General features: G+C 74.6%; 2 protein-coding genes. Both read left to right on the top strand.

Going from position 1 to position 2480, the window contains the following annotated elements; all coding sequences use genetic code 11:
- Positions 1–985 (top strand): oxygenase MpaB family protein (locus tag EKO23_RS24555; protein ID WP_217702807.1); only part of this gene is annotated, 985 nt, incomplete at its 5' end.
- A gap of 11 nt (positions 986–996) precedes the next feature.
- Positions 997–2480 (top strand): 7,8-didemethyl-8-hydroxy-5-deazariboflavin synthase CofG (cofG, locus tag EKO23_RS24560; protein ID WP_134721190.1); only part of this gene is annotated, 1484 nt, incomplete at its 3' end.

Consider the following 2480-nt stretch of genomic DNA (forward strand, 5'->3'; position numbering starts at 1 on the left):
CGACGAGTCGCCGACAACGCCGCCAGATCGGGTGCGAGAGCCCGCGCAGCAGGCGCACCGACCGGAGAGCCGTGCGCTGGGCGTGCGGCTGCCGCGCTGGCTCGCGCACCCCCGCCGCTGGGAGCACCTGCGGCGGATCCGGACGCTCGACCCGGTGGCCGACAACGACGAGATCGTGTGGCTGACCATGCGGCAGGAGTTCCCCTGGGACTACGTGCAGGGCGCCGGGATCGCGTTCATGCGCGACTACGGCGTCCCGTCGATCGCCGAGCTGCTCGACCGGACCGGCGAGTTCGAGAGCGACGGGGTGAAGCGGTACGACGACACGCTGCTGATCGGCGACGAGGCTGGCGCCGAGGGTCTGGACTCGCCCCGCGGCCGGGCCGCCGTACGCCGACTGAACCGGATCCACGGCCACTACGACATCCCGAACGACGAGTTCGCCTACGTGCTGGCGACCACGATCGTCGGCCCGGTGCGGTGGATCGACGAGTTCGGCTGGCGGCGGCTCGACCAGATCGAGCTCGAGGCGTTCGCGCGGTTCACCACCCGGTTCGGCGAGCTGATGGGCATCCGTGGCCTGCCGTCGACGTACGAGGGCTACCTGCAGCTGCTGCTCGACTACGAGCGCCGCCGGTTCGCGTTCTCGCCCGCCAACCGACGGGTCGCCGAGGCCAGCCTGCGGATCGCCGGGCAGACCACCCGCGGCGTGCCGGCACCCGTCGTACGCCGGGTCGCGATCGCGCTGATGGACCACCCGCTGCGCGAAGCGCTCGGCCTTCCCCGCCAGCCCGCCTGGCTGGGCAGGCTGGTGCGGCGCGGGCTACGGCTGCGCGCCCTCGCGCTCCGGTTCGCGCCACCACGCCGCGAGGCCAAGCCGTACGCCGCCACGACGTACCCGCACGGCTACACCCTCGCCGACCTCGGCCCCCGCTCGATGCTCGCCCACCTGAACGCCCGCGCCGAACAGCTGCGGGCCGACTAGCGTGGGCCGGGATGGAGACGATCACCCCGCAGCAAGTACGCCGGGCGCTGGCGCGGGCGGAGCGCGGCGCGGCCCTCGACCCGGCCGAGGCGACCGCCCTGCTGGCGGCGCGCGGCGAGGACCTGGACCGGCTGTGCGCGGTCGCGGCCCGGGTCCGTGACGCCGGGCTGGTCGCGGCCGGCCGGCCGGGGGTGGTGACGTACTCCCCCAAGGTGTTCGTCCCGGTGACCCGCCTGTGCCGGGACCGCTGCCACTACTGCACGTTCGTGGACACGCCGGGGCAGGCGGCCCGCGACGGGCGGGCGCCGTACCTCTCCCCCGACGAGATCCTCGCGATCGCGACCGAGGGCGCCGAGCTGGGCTGCCTGGAGGCGCTGTTCACGCTCGGCGACCGGCCCGAGGAGCGCTGGCCGGAGGCGCAGGAGTGGTTGGAGTCGCGCGGGTACGACTCGACGCTGGCCTACGTGCGGGCGATGGCGGTGCGGGTGCTGGAGGAGACCGGCCTGCTGCCGCACCTCAACCCCGGCGTCATGTCGTGGGAGGAGATGAACCGGCTCAAGCCGGTCGCCCCGTCGATGGGGATGATGCTGGAGACCACCTCGCGGCGGCTGTTCGAGACGAAGGGCGAGGCCCACTTCGGCTCCCCCGACAAGGACCCCGAGGTGCGGCTGCGGGTGCTCGAGGACGCGGGCAGGCTCTCGGTGCCGTTCACCTCCGGCCTGCTGGTCGGAATCGGGGAGACCCTGGCGGAGCGGGCGGACACGGTCTTCGCGCTCAGGGCGAACGCGCGGCGGTACGGCGCGCTCCAGGAGGTCATCGTCCAGAACTTCCGGGCCAAGCCGGACACCGCGATGCGGCACGCCGACGACCTGCCGCTGGCCGACTACCGGGCCACCATCGCGGTCACCCGGATCGTGCTCGGCCCGCGGATGCGGGTGCAGGCCCCGCCGAACCTGGTCTCGCTCGAGGAGTGCACCGCGCTGCTCGGCGCCGGCATCGACGACTGGGGCGGGGTCTCCCCGCTCACCCCCGACCACGTGAACCCCGAACGGCCCTGGCCGTCCCTGGAGCGGCTGCGCTCGGTCACCGAGGCGTCCGGGCTGAGGCTGGCGGCGCGGCTCACCGTGCACCCGGAGTACGTCGCGGGGTCGCTGCAGCGCGGCGAGCCGTGGCTGGACCCCCGGGTCTCGGCGCACGTCGCCGCCCTGGCCGACCAGGCGGGTCTCGCGCGCCCCGGGGTACGACCGGTCGGGCTGCCCTGGCAGGAGCCCGACGGCGGGTTCGCCGCCCACGGCGCGGGCGCCGGCCGGACCGACCTGCACACGTCGATCGACACCGCGGGCCGGACCGCCGACCGGCGCGCGGACTTCGACACCGTCTACGGCGACTGGGACGAGGTCCGCGCCGCCGCCGCCGGTGGTTTCGAGACAGGCGCCAGCGCGCCTTCCTCAACCACCGATGTCCCGGTGGTTGAGGAGGCCGAGGAACGAGGCCG

Origin of the sequence: Nocardioides guangzhouensis (assembly GCF_004519545.1) — a bacterium.
Taxonomy (GTDB): Bacteria; Actinomycetota; Actinomycetes; order Propionibacteriales; family Nocardioidaceae; genus Nocardioides; species Nocardioides guangzhouensis.